This is a genomic window from Arenimonas malthae CC-JY-1, from assembly GCF_000747075.1.
Lineage (GTDB): Bacteria > Pseudomonadota > Gammaproteobacteria > Xanthomonadales > Xanthomonadaceae > Arenimonas > Arenimonas malthae.
In genome coordinates this window covers 1-16235 of sequence record NZ_AVCH01000153.1, presented here as the reverse complement: position 1 = coordinate 16235, position 16235 = coordinate 1, and the positions used below count along the sequence as shown (strand labels likewise).

Genomic DNA, 16235 nt, shown 5'->3' with positions numbered 1-16235 from the left:
CGTCACTGCGCCGGGGCTGCCTTGGCCTTGGCCAGCAGCGCCTCGACCGAGGCGCTGGTGATCGGGTGGTAACCCGGCTTGGCCATCAGGTAGATCTGGCTGGCGAAGGCCAGGCCGTCGGCAGTGGCGGCCAGCGCTTCGTAGGTGGGCATGATCAGCTTGCGGCGGCCGATCTTGCGCAGGAACAGGCTCATCGCCGGCCGCGCCTCGAAGTACTCGCTGCGTTCGCTCAGCGGGTACCAGCGCTGGGCGATCTCGCCGTTGCCGGTGCCGGTGAAGCGGAAGGCCTGGTCGAGTTCCACCAGCCGCTCGGGCGCCAGCGTTTCCGGCATGCCCTCGAGGAAGTACACCCACTCCTGGGTGGTCCAGGCCGCGGTCTTGAGGTCGCGCGCGGCCTTGCGGTCCTCCAGCCAGTCGGCGCGGGCGGCGTCCACGGCGGCGAAACGCGGCGATTCGGTGGCCGGCGCGAAATCCGGGATGCCCGGCGCCGTCATCCAGGCCATCACCTCGGCCTCGGTGACGGCCGACGGGTTCTTCGCCATCAGCTCGCTCTTGAGGAAGGCCAGGAACTGCTCGCTGGTGGCGCTCTGGAAGGCATGGCCGTCGAACCAGGCGCGCAGGAACGGGTCGAAGGCCTCGCGGCCGAACCGCAGTTCCAGGAACTGCAGGAACCAGGCGCCCTTGTCGTAGGCGATCGCGCCCAGCGCGTCCTCCGGGTCGGAGCCCACGCGCGCCGGCAGCATCAGCACCTGCTGTTCGGCCGGGATCTGCGCCATTTCCGCCTTCAGCCCGTTGCGGCTGATGACGAACTCCATGTCGGCGCGCTCCTTGCCGTACAGCGCCTCGACGATGCGGTTCTCGACGTAGCTGGTGAAGCCCTCGTTGAGCCACATGTCCTTCCAGCTGGCGTTGGTGACCAGGTTGCCCGACCACGAATGCGCCAGCTCGTGCGCGATCAGCGACACCAGCGACTGGTCGCCCGCGATCACGGTGGGCGTGATGAAGCTCAGGCGCGGGTTCTCCATGCCGCCGAACGGGAACGAGGGCGGCAGGATCAGCAGGTCGTAGCGGCCCCAGCGGTAGGGGCCGTACAGCGACTCGGTCACCGCGATCATCTTCTCGGTGTCCTCGAACTCCTTCACCGCCTTGTCCACCACCTGCGGCTCGGCCCAGACGCCGGCGCGGCCGGAGATGGGCTTGAACACCAGGTCGCCGGCGGCGATGGCCATCAGGTAGCTGGGAATGGCCTGGGGCATGGTGAAGGTGTAGTCGCCGTCGCGCGGCGCGGCCGGGTCGTTGTCGGCGCTCATCAGCGCCATCACGTCGGCCGGGGTGCGGATGCGCGCGGTGTAGGTGAAGCGCACCGAAGGCGTGTCCTGCAGCGGCACCCAGCTGCGGGCGTGGATGGCCTGCGACTGGCTGAACATGAAGGGGGTCTTGCCGCCCGAGGTCATCGACGGCGCCAGCCACTGCAGGCCCGAGGCCTGCGGCGAGGTGGCGTAGGCGATGCGCACCTGCTCGAACTGGCGCGGCAGGGTGATGCTGAGCTTGCTGCCGAAACGCTCGTCGCGCGGCGCCAGCGCGAACTCCACCTCGCGCCACTTGCGCTTGCCGCTGCGCGCCTCGACCTTGGCGATGGCCAGGTCGCGGGTGTCGAGCACGAGCTCGCGCGCCGATTCATTGGCCCATTCCAGCTGCAGGGTGGCGGTGCCGGCGAGCTGCCGCTTGTCGAAGTCCACGGCCAGGTCCAGGCCGAGGTCGCGGATGCGCACCTGGTCGGGCTGGGCGTAGGAGTGTTCGTCGGCGTGGCGGTCCTGGCCGAAGGCCGGCAGGGTCAGCAGCAGGGCGAGCAGGAAGCTGAGGGAGCGCATGGGCGTTTCCGTACGGCGGGTCTGCCCGATTCTAGCGCAGCAACGCCGCCCCAGCCTGCGAACGGGACCCCGGAAACTGACCTGGGACAAGGCGGCCTGGGCCGGCTGGGCCATACTGGGGGGAGTCTGCCAAGAGGCCTGCCATGTCCGCCAACGCCAAGCCCCTGTCCCCGAACCTGATCGCCGACCCCACCGCCCTGGCCAACTGGCTGGACCTGGCCCCCGCCGGCGACCCCTGGAACCGCGACAACGGCTTCCTCACGCTCGACGACTGGCTGGCCCTGGGAGATGACTGCACCGAGGCCCACTACCGCCAGGCCAAGACCCTGGGGGTACCCCTGGTGAGGCTGGAGAACCTGGCGCCGGACAGCTCCGCCACCGCCCTGATCCGCCCCGAGGTGGCCCGCCGCCTGCGGGTGGTGCCCCTGCTGGTGCGCGGCGGCAACGTGGCGGTGGCCATGGAAGACCCCGGCAACGACGAGACCCTGAGCACCCTGGACTTCCTGTCGCGCCAGCGCGTGCAGGCGCTGCTGGCCACGCCGCGCGACATCCGCAACGCCATCGCCCGCCACTACGACCAGGTGGAGGACCGCGACGTGGCCCGCCAGCTCGGCGTGGACCCCACCGGCACCGTGGTCGAGACCAGCGAACAGGAAGCCCAGCGTCTGTCGCGCGAGAAGCCGGTGGTGCGCATCGTGCACGGCCTGATCGCCGAGGCGGTGGCGCGCCGCGCTTCCGACATCCACCTGCGCCCGGGCGAACACGGCACCGACGTGCTCTACCGCATCGACGACGAGATGGTGCCGGTGCGCCGCATCATGCGCAGCCTGCACCCGGCCGTGACCAGCCGCATCAAGGTGCTGGGCTCGATGAACCTGGCCGAGCACCGCAAGCCGCAGGACGGCCGCACCAGCTTCACCCTCGACGACGGCCGCGAGATCGACCTGCGCATCTCGGTGCTGCCGGCGGTGTACGGCGAAAGCGTGGTGATCCGCCTGCTCGACACCATGGAAAGCCTGTGGGACCTGGACCAGCTGGGCCTCACGCCCGAGGACCGGCGCCGCATCGACGACGTGATGAGCCGCAGCCACGGCATGTTCCTGACCACCGGCCCCACCGGCTGCGGCAAGTCCACCACGCTGTACGCGATGCTGCTGGAGCTGCGCAAGCAGCGCATCAACATCCTCACCATCGAGGACCCGGTCGAGTTCTACATCGACGAGATCCAGCAGATGCAGGTCAACCGCGCGGCGCAGTTCACTTTCGCCAGCGCCATGCGCAACTTCCTGCGCCACGACCCCGACGTGATCATGGTGGGCGAGATCCGCGACCAGGAGACCGCCAACATCGCGGTGGAGAGCGCGCTCACCGGCCACCTGCTGCTGAGCACGCTGCACACCAACACCGCCGCCACCACGGTGACGCGCCTGCTGGACCTGGGCGTGGAGGCCTACCTGCTGCGCGCCTCGCTGCTGGCGGTGATGTCGCAGCGGCTGGTGCGCCTGACCTGCGAACACTGCAAGGACGTGGAGGACGTGGACCCGCACATCCGCGCGTCGCTGGGCGTGGGCGCGAACGAGGTCTTCCACGCCGGCCGCGGCTGCTCGCACTGCGAGGGCCTGGGCGTGTTCAAGCGCCGGGCGGTGTACGAGTTCATGGTGGTCACGCCGCGCATCCAGTCGCTGATCGTGCCGGGCGCCGAGGCCGACGAGATCCACGCCGCCGCGATCGAGGAAGGCATGGTGCCGCTGACCCAGGCCGCCGTGAACCTGGCCCGCCAGGGCCTGATTTCCCTCACCGAAGCCTGGCGCGTCCGCGCCGACTAGAGCTTGTAGCCGGAGTGGATGGCGCAGATGCCGGCGCTGAGGTTGCGGTAGTCGCAGCGGCCGAAGCCGGCGGTTTCCATCATGGCCTTGAGCTCGTCCTGCGGCGGGTGCTTGCGGATCGATTCGGCCAGGTACTGGTAGCTGCCGGCGTCGTTGGCGAACAGCTTGCCCAGGCGCGGCAGCACCTGGAAGGAATGGAAGTCGTACACCGGGCGGAACCATTCCGGCTTGACCTGCGAGAACTCCAGCACCAGCGCGCGGCCGCCCACCTTGAGCACGCGGAACATTTCACCCAGCGCCTTCTGCTTGTCGGTGACGTTGCGCAGGCCGAAGGCGATGGTGACCAGGTCGAAGCTGGCGTCGGGGAAAGGCAGCGCCTCGGCGTTGAGCTGCACGTATTCGAGGCCGCGCACCAGGCCGCGGTCGGTGAGCCGGTCGCGGCCCACGCCCAGCATCTGCGCGTTGATGTCGCCGAGCACGACGCTGCCCGATTCGCCCACCCGCTCGTGCAGCAGCGCGGCGATGTCGCCGGTGCCGCCGGCCAGGTCGAGCACGCGGTCGCCGCGCTTCACGCCCGAGGTGCCGACGAAGTAGCGCTTCCACACGCGGTGGATGCCCAGCGACATCAGGTCGTTCATCAGGTCGTACTGGCGCGCGACCGAGCTGAACACCTGGCCGACCAGTTTCTTCTTTTCCCCCACCGGCACGTCGCGGAAGCCGAAGTGGGTGGTGCCCTGCGCGCTCTTTTCGTCCATGCGACCATTATCCCTCCATTTCCGAGGTGGTGGCATGAAGCTTTGGCATAACGCGCGGTGCAGCAAGTCGCGGGAGGCGGTGGCGTGGCTGGCGGCGCGGGGGCTGGAGGCCCGGGTGGTGGATTACCTGGGCCAGCCGCCCACGGCGGCCGACGTGCTGGCCCTGCTGGCCAAGCTGGGCGGGGACCCGCGGGCGCTGGTGCGCTTCAAGGAGGACGAGGCCAGGGCCCTGGGCCTGGCGCCGGGCGACGAACGGCCCGCCAAGGAATGGGCCGCCCTGCTGGCGGCGCACCCGCGGCTGATCGAGCGGCCGGTGCTGGAGGTGGGCGAGCGGGCGGTCATCGGCCGGCCCGTCGAGCGTTTCCAGGAAATCCTGTAACCGCGCCTGCGGGGAAAGTCAGCGGGAGAGCCCGGCGGCTTCCAGGGCGGCCAGGTAGGCGGGCCAGCGGGTGGCGTGTTCCTCGCCCAGCGTGGCCAGCAGCGACCAGCTGTAGAGGCCGCTTTCGTGGCCGTCGTCGAAGCGCAGCAGCACGGCGTAGTTGCCGATCGGTTCGATGGCGCGGATGTTCACGTCGCGCTTGCCCGCCACCAGCACCTTCTGGCCCGGGCCGTGGCCCTGCACTTCCGCGCTGGGCGATTCCACCCGCAGGTATTCGCAGGGCAAGCGGTAGCGGCGGCCGTCCTCGAAGGCGACTTCCAGGACGTGCGACGCCTGGTGCAGGACGATGTCGGTGGGGCGCGGCGTGCTCATGCCGCCATTCTAGGCCGCGCCGAGCTGCTCGCGCAGGGCGCGCAGGCGCCGGCAGCGCGCGCGGGCCTGGCCGCTGCGCCACAGCCCGTACAGGCCCAGGGCCGGCATCAGCACGATGTTCGCCAGCAGGCCGCCCGTCAGCCCGTCCACGCGGTGCGCCGGCCAGCCGGCCTGCAGCGCATGCAGCCACAGCCCGAACAGGCCCACCCAGATCGCCAGCGACGCCCACATGCCCAGCCGCCAGTAGTGCTGCGTGGTGGCGCAGCGGCGCAGCTCCACGTCCAGCAGGGCCGAGGCATCGAGTCCCGCCTCGCTCCATTCGCGCCGGCGCAGCCACACCATGTAGGCCTGGTAGACCACCACGAACACCCCCAGGCCACCGAACAGCCAACGCTCGAAGCCATCGGCGTCCGGCTTCAGCGCGATGTAGGCGCACATCACCGCCACCAGCGCCGAGAACACGACCTCCAGCGCCAGCACGCGACGCAGGGTGCGGCCGCGCCGGGTAGCTTCGGCGCGCAGCGCTTCCACGTCGATGCCGGGCGATTCCTGGCTGCGCCAGTCGGCGGCAAGTTCCGCCCAGTCCTGGTTCGCGCTCATGCGCCCTCCCCCAGCCAGTCGTTGAGTTGCCGGCGCGCACGGCTCAGGCGCTGCGCGACCGTGTTTTCCTCCAGGCCCAGGGCCTGGCCGATTTCCTTGAGCGCGAAGCCCTCCAGCGCCAGCACCACCACCTGGCGCTGGCCCAGCGGCAGCCGGCGCACGGCGGCCACCAGCCCGGCGCGGCGCTGGTGCGCCTCGGCGTGGTGCACGGGGCTGGCGCCGGGGTCGGGGTGGGCTTCGTCTAGCTCCTCGCCCATGGCCTTGCGCTCGCGGGCCAGGTGGTCGATGGCGCGGTTGTGCGCCACGCGCGCGGTGAAGGTGCGCAGCGAAGCGTCGCCGCGCCAGGCCGGCAGCGCCTTCCACACGGCCAGGGTGATTTCCTGCAGCAGGTCGTCGCGGCGCGCCGGCTCGGCCTCGTAGCTGCCGGCGATGCGCGAGAGCATGGGGCCGTGTTCGCGCAGCACGTCCTCGATGCGGGGGCGGTCGGTGGCGGCCACGGGCGGGGCGGCGGGTTCAGGCGCGGGCCGCGGGGGCGGCGCGTAACGGACGGCAAGGGCGGCGGGCATGGGGATGTCCAACGGGTCTGGTGTCGATAGACCGGGCCCGGGGCGGAAACCTGACAGCCATCGCCGTCGCCTCAGAGGATGTAGCGGCTCAGGTCCGGGTCCTGCACGGCGTCGCCGAGCTGCTCGTCCACCATGGCGCGGTCGACCATCAGCGACAGCCCGCCCTTGTCGGGCGCCTCGAAGCTGAGCTTCTCCAGCAGCTTCTCGAGCACGGTGTGCAGGCGGCGGGCGCCGATGTTCTCCTGGCGTTCGTTGATCAGGAAGGCGATCTCGGCCAGGCGCTCGATGGCGCTGTCGTCGAAGCCGATGTTCACGCCCTCGGTGGCTAGCAGGGCCATGTACTGGCGCACCAGCGCGTTCCTGGGTTCGGTGAGGATGCGCTTGAAGTCGGCCTGGCTGAGCGCGGTGAGCTCGACGCGGATCGGGAAGCGGCCCTGCAGCTCCGGGATCAGGTCGGACGGCTTGGCCAGGTGGAAGGCGCCCGAGGCGATGAACAGGATGTGGTCGGTGCGCACCACGCCGTATTTGGTGGAGACGGTCGAGCCTTCGACCAGGGGCAGCAGGTCGCGCTGCACGCCTTCGCGGCTGACGTCGCCGCCCACGGTGTCCTGGCGCTTGGCCACCTTGTCGATCTCGTCGATGAAGACGATGCCGTTCTGCTCGCAGGCGGTGATGGCCTGGGCGCGGATCTCCTCCTCGTTCACGAGCTTGGCGGCTTCTTCCTCTTCCAGCATCGGGCGCGCGGCCTTGATGGCCAGCGTGCGCTTCTGCGACCTGCCGCCGCCCAGGTTCTGGAACATCTGGCGCAGCTGCTGGCCCATTTCCTCCATGCCCGGCGGGGTCATGATGTCCATGCCGCCCACCGGCGGCGAGAGTTCGAGTTCGATCTCGCGGTCGTCGAGCTCGCCGCTGCGCAGCTGCCGGCGAAGCTTGTTGCGGGTCTCGTTCTCGCCCTCGGCGTTGACCTCGATGGCGAAGCCGGGACCGCGGCGGCGCGGCAGCAGCACCTCCAGGATGCGGTCCTCGGCGCGCTCCTCGGCCTGGGTGCGCACGCGCTGCTTGGCCTGCTCGCGGAACATCTTCACCGCGCCGTCGGCGAGGTCGCGGATGATCTGCTCGACGTCCTTGCCGACGTAGCCCACTTCGGTGAAACGCGTGGCCTCGACCTTCACGAACGGCGCGTTCGCAAGCGCGGCCAGGCGCCGGGCGATTTCGGTCTTGCCGACGCCGGTGGGGCCGATCATCAGGATGTTCTTGGGCATCACTTCGTCGCGCAGCGCGGGGTCGAGCTGCATGCGCCGCCAGCGGTTGCGCAGGGCGATGGCCACGGCGCGCTTGGCGCCGGCCTGGCCGATGATGTAGCGGTCGAGTTCGCCGACGATCTCGCGGGGGGTCAGTTCGGACATCACAGTTCCTCGATGACGAGGTTGCGGTTGGTGTAGATGCAGATGTCGCCGGCGACGTTGAGCGCCGCCTCGGCGATGGCGCGGGCGTCGAGCGCGCTGTGCTGCATGAGCGCGCGCGCCGCGGCCAGGGCGTAGGGGCCGCCGGAGCCGATGGCGAGGATGCCGTCGTCGGGTTCGATCACGTCGCCGGTGCCGGAGATCACCAGCGACGTCTCGGCGTCGGCCACGGCCAGCAGGGCCTCGAGCTTGCCGAAGCGGCGGTCGGTGCGCCATTCGCGCGCCATTTCCACCGCGGCGCGCACCAGCTGGCCGCCGTGCTTCTCAAGTTTTGATTCGAACAGTTCCTGCAGCGTGAAGGCGTCGGCCGCGGCGCCGGCGAACCCGGCGATCACCTTGCCGCCGGCGAGCTTGCGCACCTTGCGCGCGTTGCCCTTCATGACGGTGTGGCCCAGCGTGACCTGGCCGTCGCCGGCGACGACGACCTTGCCGTTGCGGCGCACGGACAGGATGGTGGTGGCGTGGAAAACGTTCGGATCCATGGGCGTCCCCGGGGGCTGAACTTCCGAAATGGGGCCGCCCGGCCGGCTTACAAGCATCCCCACGCCTTACTGCGGGTCCTTCTTGCGGCGGGCGCGGGGGTGGGCGGCGTCGTAGACCTTGGCCAGGTGCTGGTAGTCGAGGTGGGTGTAGATCTGGGTGGTGGCGATGTCGGCGTGGCCCAGCAGCTCCTGCACGCCGCGCAGGTCGCCGCTGGATTCGAGCACGTGGCTGGCGAAGCTGTGGCGCAGCAGGTGCGGGTGAACGCGCTTGAACAGGCCCTGCTGCATGGCCAGCTGGCGCAGCCGCGCCTGCACCGTGCGCGGGCTGATCGGCCCGCCCTGGCGGCCCGGGAACACCGGCGATTCCGGCCCCGGCTTCGACTGACCGCGCCAGGCCTGCAGCGCCGCGCGGGCGTGGCTGCCCACCGGCACCATGCGGGTCTTGCCGCCCTTGCCCTGCACCGTCACCAGGCCGTCGGCCAGGTCCAGGTTGCGCCAGCGCAGCCCGCACAGTTCCGACAGGCGCAGGCCCGAGGAATAGAACAGCTCCAGCATGGCGCGGTCGCGCAGGCCCAGTTCGCCCTCGGTGGGCACCTCGACCAGGCGCGTCATTTCGTCCGGGTCGAGCACCTGCGGCAGCTTGCGCGGCGATTTCGGCGCGCGCAGGCCCAGCGCCGGGTTGAGTTCGCTCAGCTGGCTGCGGTTGAGGTGCCGGAAGAAACTGCGCACCGCCGACAGCCGCCGCTGCAGGCTCTTGCCCGACAACCCGCGCCGGTGCGCGCCGGCGACGTAGCCGCGCAGCATTTCCTGGCGCAGCTGGGTCCAGGCCTGCAGCCCGTTGTCGCGCATCCAGCCGGCCAGGTCGGCCAGGTCGCGCCGGTAGCCGTCGAGCGTGTGCGGCGACATGCGCCGCTCCACCTGCAGGTAGGCCAGGAAGGCCTCCAGCTCCGCCTGCAGCGGCAGCGCGCCGGCCATGGTCAGTCGCGGGCGCCGCGGCCCATGGCGGTGACCAGGGCTTCGCCCATCATGCGCAGGAACAGCGTGCCCATGCCGGGGAAGAAGCGGTTGGCGTCGGCGCTGCCCACCGCCAGCATGCCCAGGCCCGGCAGCGGCAGCAGCACGGCCGACGCCGCCTGCGCCTGCTGCCCGCCGAACAGCAGCGCCAGCTTGTCCTGGTTCAGGCGCCCGCACAGCGGTTCGCTGCCGGCGAGGAAATCGCGGAACGGCGCCAGCGCCGGGTCCGCTTCACCGACCACCTGCAGCCACGGCGCGTCTTCCAGGCCCGCCACCGGCTGGTGCAGCACGATGCGCACGACTTCGCCGTGGAAGTCCTCGCCGAGCACCGCCACCATGGTGCGCAGCGTTTCGGCCGGGCCGGCGGCGCGCATCAGCGCCAGGCTCAGCTGGTGCGTGCGCACGGCCAGGCGTTCGTTTTCCTGGGCGTTGGCGAACAGTTCGTTGAGGCGGCGGTTGAGTTCCCGGTTCTTGTCGCGCAGCACGTCGAGCTGGTAGCTCGCCAGCGAGGCGGCCTGCCCTTCTTCCTTGGGCACCACCAGCGACAGCGCCAGGTCCGGGAACTGGGCCAGGAACTTCGGGTGCCGGCGCAGGAAGGTGGCGACCTCGTGGGCGCCGAGGCGCTCGTTCTTGTCTTCGATCATTCGACTTGCTCCAGCGGGAATTCACCCTCGAAAACGAAGGCGGTGGGGCCGGCCATGACGATGGGCGCGTCGTCGGCGGGCCAGGTGATTTCGAGCGTGCCGCCCGGCAGCGCGACGAAAACGTGCCGGCCCACGCGGCCCTGGCGCACCAGCACGGCCACCGCCGCGCAGGCGCCGCTGCCGCAGGCCAGGGTTTCGCCGGCGCCGCGTTCGAACACGCGCAGCGCGATGCGATCGGACGCCAGGACCTGGGCGAAACCAACGTTCACGCCTTCCGGGAATTCGGGCCGCGCCTGCAGCGCCGGGCCCAGCGTGGCCACGTCGGCCGCGGCGGCGTCGGGTACTTCGACCACGGCGTGGGGATTGCCCATCGAGACGGCGCCGAAGCGCAGGCGCTGTCCGCCGGCGGGCAGTTCGTACGCCACGGCCTCGGCCGGCGCGTGGAGCGGCAGCGCGGCCGGCGCGAACTTCGGCAGGCCCATGGCCAGCGAATAGCGGCCCTGCCCCAGCGCCTGCACGTCGATCACGCCGGCGGGGCTGTCGAGGCGGAAATGTCCGCCGGGCGCGGCGCCGTCGCGCTGCAGCCAGGCGGCCACGCAGCGCGCGCCGTTGCCGCACTGGCCGGCGGCGCTGCCGTCGGCGTTGAGGATGCGGTAACGCGCCACGCAGCCGGCGGCCACGGGGTCTTCGATGGTGAGCAGCTGGTCGAAGCCGACGCCGGTGTGGCGGTCGCCGAGCGCGCGGGCCAGCGCGGGCGACGGCAGCGGGCGGCCGCCGCGCAGGTCGAGCACGACGAAATCGTTGCCTGCGCCGTGCATCTTGGAAAAGCGCAGGGGCTTGCCCGCGCTCATGGCCCGGCGGCGGCCTCGGCCGGTTCGGCCTTGTCGGGCAGCACCAGGTCGCCCTTGGTGCCGCAGGCGGCGACCAGGACGAGGCTCAACAGCAGCAGGGCGACGCGGACGGTTTTCATGCGCCGAGTATAGTCCGGGGCTGGACCGAGGCGAATGGAGGGCGCAATGACGCTTTCGAACTGGCTGTGGCTGCTGGCCGGCGGGTTTCTCCTTCTGGGACTGTGGCCCTGGGCGCGGCGCCAGCCGACCGGCCCGCGCAGGCGCCGGCGCGGTGGGCTGGGCCGCACGCTGGGCGCGGTGGCCATCGTGCTGGCGCTGGCCCTGGCCGGCCTGGGTGGCCTGCTGCGCAGCTACCACTGGCTCCTGGCCGACGTGCCGGTGGCCACCCTGGCGCTGCGCCAGCTCGGGCCGCAGCACTTCGAGGCCACGCTCACCCTCGACCGCCAGCCACCGCGCGTGTTCAGGCTGCGCGGCGACGAATGGCAGCTCGACGCCCGCGTGATCCGCTGGACCCTGCCCGGCCGCCTGGCCGGCCTGCCGCCGGTGTACCGCTTCGAACGGCTGTCAGGCCGCTACGGCGACCCCAAGCAGGAACTGGACGCGCCGCGCACGGTGCACGACCTGCGCACCGGCTGGGACTTCTGGGAATTCCGCCAGCGCTGGCTGTCCCGCTGGCCGGTGGCCGACGCCCGCTGGGGCAGCGCGGCCTACCTGCCCATGCTTGACGGCGCGGTCTACGACGTATCGCTCAACCCCGCCGGCGGCCTCGTCGCGAAACCCGCGAACGCGCAGACAGAAGACCTGTTGCGCGAAGCGGGCTGGTGACCAGGATGGGGTCCGCGTTCCGGGCCTGTTATTTCACGAGGCCCAGCTGGTCGAGGACGAAGGCGTATTCCTCCGCGCGCTCGCGGTAGCGCTGGAAGCGGCCGGATTTGCCGCCGTGGCCGGCCTCCATGTTGGTGCGCAGGAGCAGCGGGTTGGCGTCGGTTTTCTTCGCGCGCAGCCGGGCCACCCACTTGGCCGGTTCGAAGTACTGCACCTGGCTGTCCCACAGGCCGGTGGTGACCAGCATGGCCGGGTAGGCCTTGGCCTGCACCTGGTCGTAGGGCGAGTACGACAGCATGTAGTCGTAATAGGCCTTGTCCTTGGGGTTGCCCCACTCGTCGAACTCGTTGGTGGTGAGCGGGATCGACTCGTCGAGCATGGTGGTCACCACGTCCACGAAGGGCACGTGGGCGACGATGGCCTTGTACTTTTCCGGCGCCATGTTGGCGATGGCGCCCATCAGCAGGCCGCCGGCGCTGCCGCCCATGGCCGCCACGCGGTCGGGGGCGGCGTAGCCTTCCTTCACCAGGAAATCGGTGACGTCGATGAAGTCGGTGAAGGTGTTGACCTTGTTGAGCAGCTTGCCGTCGTCGTACCAGGCGCGGCCCATTTCCTGGCCGCCGCGGATGTGCGCCACCGCGTACACGGCGCCGCGGTCCACCAGGCTGATGACGTTGCCGTTGAAGCCCGGGTCCGAGCTCGAGCCGTAGGAGCCGTACGAATACTGGTAGAGCGCCGCCCGGCCGTTCTTCTCGAAGCCCTTGCGGTACAGCACCGACACCGGCACCTTCGTGCCGTCGCGGGCCGTGGCCCACAGGCGCTCGGTGGCGTAATTGGACTTGTCGAAGCCGCCCAGCACCGGCTGCTCCTTGAGCAGCTTGCGCTCGCCGGTGCGGGTGTTGACCTCGAAGGTCGTGGCCGGCGTGGTGAGCGAGGTGTAGGTGTAGCGCAGCCAGTCGGTGCCCGGCTCGGCGTTCATGGCCAGGCCCATCGAATAGGCGCTTTCGTCGGCCTTGACGAATTCGTCGCGCTTGCCGTCCCAGCCGCGGATGCGGATGCGCTGCAGGCCGCCGCTGCGCTCGGAAATGGCGATGAAGCCGTCGAACAGCTCCAGGCCGGAGATCAGCACGTCGGGCGAGTGCGGGATCATTTCCCGCCAGAGGTTGCGGTTGCCCCAGGGCTGGCCGTCGGCGAGGGTCATGACGCGGAAGTTCTGCGCGTCCCAGTTGGTGTTGAACACCCAGCGGCCGTTGAGGTGGTCGGCCTGGTATTCGAAGTCGCGCTGGCGCGGCGCCAGCACGGTGAACTCGCGCGGGGCGTCGGCGTCGGCGCAGCGCATTTCCGAGGACACGGTGCTCTGCACGCCGATGCACAGGTATTGGTCGGAACGGGTGCGGCCGATGCCCATGTAGAAGGTGTCGTCCTTCTCCTCGTACACCAGGGTGTCGGCGCTGGCCGGGGTTCCCACCACGTGCGCCTTGACGCGCTTGGACAGCAGCGTGACCGGGTCGTTTTCGATGTAGTAGAGCGTGCGGTTGTCGTTGCCCCACATCAGGCCGGACGAGGCGCCGGTGATCTGGTCGGCGAACACCTCGCCGGTGTCGAGGTTCTTCACCTTCAGCACGTACTGGCGGCGACCCACGGCGTCCTCGGCCCAGGCCACCAGGCGGCCGTCGGGGCTGACCTCGAAGTTGCCGAGCTGGAAGAAGTTCTTGCCGGCAGCCATGGCGTTGACGTCGAACAACACCTGCTCGGGCGCGTCCATGCTGCCCTGGCGGCGGGCGTGGATGGGGTATTCCTGGCCGGTTTCGTAGCGCGTGTAGTACCAGTAGCCGTCCTCGAGGTAGGGCACGCTGGAATCGTCCTGCTTCACGCGGCCCACGAGCTCGGCGTACAGGGTTTCCTCGAGCGCCTCGAGCGGGCGCAGCACCGCGTCGGTGTAGTCGTTCTCGGCGGTGAGGTAGGCCAGCATCTCCGGGTTCTTGCGGGTGTCGTCGCGCAGCCAGTAGTACTCGTCCTGGCGCTCGGCGCCGTGCGGGGCGCGCACCACGTAGGGCTTCTTCGCGGCCACCGGCGGCGCCGGCAGCGTGGCGGCCGCCGCGGCGGCCGGGGCCGGCGCGTCGGAAGTGCGCGCCGGCTGGGCCGCGCAGCCCGCAAGGGCGACGGCCAGGAAAGCGGCGCTGAAGGGCAGGATGCGGCGGCTCATTTCTTGTCCCCGAACAGCTTCTGCTTGAGGAAGGTGTAGGCCAGGGCCGACATGTAGGCCGACTGCGCGTTGTTGGCCGCGCCGCCGTGGCCGCCTTCGATGTTCTCGTAGTAGGTCACGTCGTGGCCCTGCTCCATCATGCGCGCCATCATCTTGCGGGCGTGGCCCGGGTGCACGCGGTCGTCGCGGGTGGAGGTGGTGAACAGCACCGGCGGGTACTGCACGTCCTTGGCCACGTTCTGGTAGGGCGAGTACCGGCGCAGGAAATCCCACTCCTCCGGCTTGTCCGGGTTGCCGTACTCCGCCATCCAGGACGCGCCCGCCAGCAGCAGGTGGTAACGCTTCATGTCCAGCAGCGGCACCTGGCAGACCACGGCGCCGAACAGCTGCGGGTACATCACGGTCATGTTGCCCATCAGCAGGCCGCCGTTGCTGCCGCCCTGGATGCCCAGGCGCGCCGGCTTGGTCACCTTGCGGGCGATCAGGTCCTCGGCCACGGCCGCGAAGTCTTCATAGGCCTTGTTGCGGTTGGCCTGCAGGGCCGCCTGGTGCCAGCGCGGGCCGTATTCGCCGCCGCCGCGGATGTTGGCCACCACGTACACGCCGCCGTCGGCCAGCCAGGCCTTGCCCACGCCGGCCGAGTAGTTCGGGGTCAGCGACACTTCGAAGCCGCCGTAGCCATAGAGCAGGGTCGGGTTGTCGCCGTCGAGCTCGAGGTCCTTGCGCGAGACCATGAAGTACGGAACCTTGGTGCCGTCCTTGCTGGTGGCGAAGTGCTGCCCGATGCGGTACGGCGAGGCGTCGAAGAAGGCCGGCAGCTGCTTGAGCACCTGCGGCTTCTCGCCGATCGTGCCCATCAGCAGCGAGGTCGGGGTGAGGTAGTCGGCGACGGTCATGAAGTAGTCGTTCGACTCGTCCGGATCCACCGCGCTGATGCTCACGGTGCCGAATTCCGGCGCGCCCACCAGCGGCTCCTTCTTCCAGCCGTCCTCGCCCGGGGTCAGGACGTAGATGCGGTTCTTGACGTCCTCGAGCACGTTGATGAAGTAGAAATCCTTGGTCGCGCCGCTGCTGGCCAGCGAGGTGTTGGCGCTGGGCTCGAACAGCACGTCGAAGTCGCGCTCGCCGGCCATGAAGTCGTCGAGCTTGATGGCCAGCAGCGAACCGGCGGCGTAGTCCTTGCCGCCCACCGACCAGGGCTGGCGCAGTTCCACGCTCAGCCACTCGCGGAACACGCCCTTCTGGGCGCCGTCGGGCAGGTCGAAGCGGGTGAGCTTGCCGTCCTTGCCGCGCAGGTAGAGTTCGTTGGTGTAGAAGGTGAGGCCGCGGTAGACGAAATCGCGCTCCCAGCCCGGGGTGTCGTCGCGGTAGGCGCCCACGGAAATGTCGCTGGCCTGGCCTTCGAACACCACCTTGGCTTCCGACATCGGCGTGCCGCGCTTCCACTCCTTGGCCACGCGCGGGTAGCCGGAGCTGGTCATCGAGCCCGGGCCGAAATCGGTGCCCACGTACACGGTGTCGATGTCGATCCAGCCCATCTGGCCCTTGGCCTCGGGCCGGCTGAAGCCGCCTTCGACGAAGGCCTTGTCGGAAACGTCGAACTCGCGGGTCACGGTGGCGTCGGCGCCGCCGCGGGACAGGTCGATCAGGCAGCGGTCGTAGTCCGGGCGCAGGCACTCGGCGCCCGCCCAGACCCAGTTCACGCCCTCGGCCTTGCCGAGCGCGTCGATGTCGAGCAGCACTTCCCACGTGGGCTCGTCCTTGCGGAACTCCTCGAGCGTGGTGCGGCGCCAGACGCCCTGCGGGTTCTCCTTGTCGCGCCAGAAGTTGTAGTAGAAGTTGCCCATCTTGCCGACGTAGGGGATGCGCGCGTCGGAATCGAGGATGGCCAGCAGGTCGCTGCGCACGGCCTCGAAGCCCGGGTCCTTGGCCAGCTGGTCTTCGGAGACGGCGTTGCGGGCGCGGACCCAGTCCAGGGCCTGCTTGCCCTCGACGTCCTCGAGCCACAGGTAGGGGTCTTCGATCATGGCGGCGGGCTCGGCGGCGAAGGCGGAAGCGGAAAAGACGCCGGCGCAGAGCCAGGCAAGGGCGGAACGACGCATACGGTGGATCCCCTGGACAAGGAACAAGCCCCGGACGCTACCACGCCCCCTCGTTAAGCCGCCGTAGGCCCAAAGTCATGCCCCGTGTCCTTGCGGTAGCGCCAGCCGGGGGCGCCGTCTTCGTAGTAGGCGGGCAGCTCGGCTTCCCGGCGGTAGCCGGAGGCTTCATAGAGGGCGACGGCGGCGGCGTTGTCCTGGCGCACTTCCAGGCGCAGGCCGCTGCAACCGGCGGCGCGGGCCTGGGCCTCGGCGTCGGCCAGCAGGCGGCGGCCCAGGCCG

General features: G+C 70.2%; 17 protein-coding genes. 3 read left to right on the top strand and 14 right to left on the bottom strand.

The genetic code is table 11. From position 1 onward, the window contains the following. Positions 1-2: 2 nt before the first annotated feature. Positions 3-1871 carry a M1 family metallopeptidase gene (locus tag N790_RS07515; protein ID WP_043802728.1) on the bottom strand — a complete coding sequence of 623 codons (1869 nt, stop codon included), beginning with the start codon at positions 1869-1871 and terminating at the stop codon, positions 3-5. A gap of 143 nt (positions 1872-2014) precedes the next feature. Here N790_RS07515 and N790_RS07510 point away from each other — a divergent pair, with 143 nt between their 5' ends. Further along, positions 2015-3697, top strand: coding sequence for a GspE/PulE family protein (locus tag N790_RS07510; protein ID WP_052385777.1), 1683 nt, complete (start codon positions 2015-2017; stop codon positions 3695-3697). Here N790_RS07510 and ubiE read toward each other — a convergent pair. Beyond that, complete coding sequence (ubiE, locus tag N790_RS07505) at positions 3694-4452, bottom strand: bifunctional demethylmenaquinone methyltransferase/2-methoxy-6-polyprenyl-1,4-benzoquinol methylase UbiE (RefSeq protein ID WP_043802725.1); 759 nt, start codon at positions 4450-4452, stop codon at positions 3694-3696. The two genes, N790_RS07510 and ubiE, sit on opposite strands and share 4 nt — an antisense overlap. 34 nt (positions 4453-4486) lie before the next feature. On the opposite strand from ubiE, the gene N790_RS07500 reads away from it, so the two are divergent. After that, the gene (locus N790_RS07500; RefSeq protein WP_043802724.1) at positions 4487-4831 is read left to right on the top strand and encodes an arsenate reductase family protein; all 345 of its coding nucleotides are present in this window, start codon (positions 4487-4489) and stop codon (positions 4829-4831) included. A gap of 18 nt (positions 4832-4849) precedes the next feature. Here the strand turns inward: N790_RS07500 and N790_RS07495 are convergent, their stop codons facing one another. The 9 genes from N790_RS07495 to lptM all read right to left on the bottom strand — a co-directional run bounded on the left by N790_RS07495 (position 4850) and on the right by lptM (position 10942). After that, the gene (locus N790_RS07495; protein ID WP_043802722.1) at positions 4850-5203 is read right to left on the bottom strand and encodes a gamma-butyrobetaine hydroxylase family protein; all 354 of its coding nucleotides are present in this window, start codon (positions 5201-5203) and stop codon (positions 4850-4852) included. A 9-nt stretch (positions 5204-5212) separates the two neighbouring features. Then, the gene (locus N790_RS07490) at positions 5213-5803 is read right to left on the bottom strand and encodes a hypothetical protein (RefSeq protein ID WP_043802721.1); all 591 of its coding nucleotides are present in this window, start codon (positions 5801-5803) and stop codon (positions 5213-5215) included. After that, positions 5800-6369: an RNA polymerase sigma factor gene (locus tag N790_RS07485; RefSeq protein ID WP_084062761.1), complete on the bottom strand. Its 570-nt coding sequence runs from the start codon at positions 6367-6369 to the stop codon at positions 5800-5802. The genes N790_RS07490 and N790_RS07485 overlap by 4 nt, the downstream gene beginning before the upstream one ends. 71 nt (positions 6370-6440) lie before the next feature. Further along, positions 6441-7775 (bottom strand): ATP-dependent protease ATPase subunit HslU, encoded by a 1335-nt coding sequence (gene hslU, locus N790_RS07480; RefSeq protein WP_043802718.1) that lies wholly within the window; start codon positions 7773-7775, stop codon positions 6441-6443. Then, positions 7775-8314 carry an ATP-dependent protease subunit HslV gene (gene hslV / locus N790_RS07475; RefSeq protein ID WP_043802715.1) on the bottom strand — a complete coding sequence of 180 codons (540 nt, stop codon included), beginning with the start codon at positions 8312-8314 and terminating at the stop codon, positions 7775-7777. Before hslV ends, hslU begins: the two co-directional genes overlap by 1 nt. 66 nt (positions 8315-8380) lie before the next feature. Next, positions 8381-9289 carry a tyrosine recombinase XerC gene (gene xerC, locus N790_RS07470; protein ID WP_043802713.1) on the bottom strand — a complete coding sequence of 303 codons (909 nt, stop codon included), beginning with the start codon at positions 9287-9289 and terminating at the stop codon, positions 8381-8383. A 2-nt stretch (positions 9290-9291) separates the two neighbouring features. Next, a complete protein-coding gene (locus N790_RS07465; protein ID WP_043802770.1) occupies positions 9292-9969 on the bottom strand; it encodes a DUF484 family protein in 678 nt (225 codons plus the stop codon). Further along, a complete protein-coding gene (dapF, locus tag N790_RS07460; RefSeq protein ID WP_043802710.1) occupies positions 9969-10823 on the bottom strand; it encodes a diaminopimelate epimerase in 855 nt (284 codons plus the stop codon). Before dapF ends, N790_RS07465 begins: the two co-directional genes overlap by 1 nt. Beyond that, entirely contained in the window at positions 10820-10942 is a 123-nt protein-coding gene (lptM, locus tag N790_RS16590; RefSeq protein ID WP_211251967.1) for an LPS translocon maturation chaperone LptM, read from the bottom strand. The genes dapF and lptM overlap by 4 nt, the downstream gene beginning before the upstream one ends. 46 nt (positions 10943-10988) lie before the next feature. On the opposite strand from lptM, the gene N790_RS07455 reads away from it, so the two are divergent. Then, the gene (locus N790_RS07455) at positions 10989-11648 is read left to right on the top strand and encodes a hypothetical protein (RefSeq protein WP_052385776.1); all 660 of its coding nucleotides are present in this window, start codon (positions 10989-10991) and stop codon (positions 11646-11648) included. A gap of 28 nt (positions 11649-11676) precedes the next feature. Here the strand turns inward: N790_RS07455 and N790_RS07450 are convergent, their stop codons facing one another. The 3 genes from N790_RS07450 to N790_RS07440 all read right to left on the bottom strand — a co-directional run. Continuing rightward, positions 11677-13854: a S9 family peptidase gene (locus N790_RS07450; RefSeq protein ID WP_084062760.1), complete on the bottom strand. Its 2178-nt coding sequence runs from the start codon at positions 13852-13854 to the stop codon at positions 11677-11679. Next, entirely contained in the window at positions 13851-15956 is a 2106-nt protein-coding gene (locus N790_RS07445; protein ID WP_043802707.1) for a prolyl oligopeptidase family serine peptidase, read from the bottom strand. The genes N790_RS07450 and N790_RS07445 overlap by 4 nt, the downstream gene beginning before the upstream one ends. Positions 15957-16009: 53 nt before the next feature. Next, the coding region (locus N790_RS07440) for a GNAT family N-acetyltransferase (protein ID WP_156969990.1) at positions 16010-16235 on the bottom strand (226 nt) is incomplete at its 5' end.

Bases quoted from the DNA above. Each gene is read 5' to 3' on its own strand.
- ubiE (WP_043802725.1), bottom strand. From the start codon at position 4,452: ATGGACGAAAAGAGCGCGCAGGGCACCACCCACTTCGGCTTCCGCGAC.
- N790_RS07510 (WP_052385777.1), top strand. From the start codon at position 2,015: ATGTCCGCCAACGCCAAGCCCCTGTCCCCGAACCTGATCGCCGACCCC.
- hslV (WP_043802715.1), bottom strand. From the start codon at position 8,314: ATGGATCCGAACGTTTTCCACGCCACCACCATCCTGTCCGTGCGCCGC.
- lptM (WP_211251967.1), bottom strand. From the start codon at position 10,942: ATGAAAACCGTCCGCGTCGCCCTGCTGCTGTTGAGCCTCGTCCTGGTC.
- N790_RS07490 (WP_043802721.1), bottom strand. From the start codon at position 5,803: ATGAGCGCGAACCAGGACTGGGCGGAACTTGCCGCCGACTGGCGCAGC.
- N790_RS07445 (WP_043802707.1), bottom strand. From the start codon at position 15,956: ATGCGTCGTTCCGCCCTTGCCTGGCTCTGCGCCGGCGTCTTTTCCGCT.
- N790_RS07455 (WP_052385776.1), top strand. From the start codon at position 10,989: ATGACGCTTTCGAACTGGCTGTGGCTGCTGGCCGGCGGGTTTCTCCTT.
- hslU (WP_043802718.1), bottom strand. From the start codon at position 7,775: ATGTCCGAACTGACCCCCCGCGAGATCGTCGGCGAACTCGACCGCTAC.
- N790_RS07500 (WP_043802724.1), top strand. From the start codon at position 4,487: ATGAAGCTTTGGCATAACGCGCGGTGCAGCAAGTCGCGGGAGGCGGTG.
- N790_RS07450 (WP_084062760.1), bottom strand. From the start codon at position 13,854: ATGAGCCGCCGCATCCTGCCCTTCAGCGCCGCTTTCCTGGCCGTCGCC.
- N790_RS07515 (WP_043802728.1), bottom strand. From the start codon at position 1,871: ATGCGCTCCCTCAGCTTCCTGCTCGCCCTGCTGCTGACCCTGCCGGCC.
- N790_RS07485 (WP_084062761.1), bottom strand. From the start codon at position 6,369: ATGCCCGCCGCCCTTGCCGTCCGTTACGCGCCGCCCCCGCGGCCCGCG.
- N790_RS07495 (WP_043802722.1), bottom strand. From the start codon at position 5,203: ATGAGCACGCCGCGCCCCACCGACATCGTCCTGCACCAGGCGTCGCAC.
- dapF (WP_043802710.1), bottom strand. From the start codon at position 10,823: ATGAGCGCGGGCAAGCCCCTGCGCTTTTCCAAGATGCACGGCGCAGGC.
- xerC (WP_043802713.1), bottom strand. From the start codon at position 9,289: ATGGCCGGCGCGCTGCCGCTGCAGGCGGAGCTGGAGGCCTTCCTGGCC.